The sequence below is a fragment of the Bacillus sp. SIMBA_026 genome (assembly GCF_046535335.1).
In the GTDB taxonomy this organism is placed as follows: domain Bacteria; phylum Bacillota; class Bacilli; order Bacillales; family Bacillaceae; genus Bacillus; species Bacillus velezensis.
This window is the reverse complement of record NZ_JAWRWX010000443.1, coordinates 1-240: the sequence shown is the minus strand read 5'-3', so window position 1 is coordinate 240 and position 240 is coordinate 1. Positions and strand designations below refer to the sequence as shown.

Sequence of the window (240 nt, the reverse complement as noted above, 5' to 3'; positions counted from 1 at the left end):
CCTAGCAACCGGCTGATCGGGACTCGGGCTCGCAATCGCCTCGTCTCCTAGAGGCGCGACAGCCTCACCGCATGAACGCCGCGACCTGCCGCTCCGTAGCGTCCGCCCCAACCTGCAGCGCTTCCGGCATCAAGTGCCCGTAGACCTGCTCAGTCGTCTTGATGGAAGCGTGCCCCAGTCGACGCGAGATCGTAAAAATCGGCACCCCGTCCTGAATAAGCCAAGACGCATGAGTGTGTC

The 240-nt window shown here is 62.9% G+C and carries 1 protein-coding gene; it reads right to left on the bottom strand.

Going from position 1 to position 240, the window contains the following annotated elements:
* Window positions 1–64 precede the first annotated feature (64 nt).
* The coding region (locus SB847_RS22105; RefSeq protein WP_410578891.1) for a tyrosine-type recombinase/integrase at window positions 65–240 on the bottom strand (176 nt) is incomplete at its 5' end.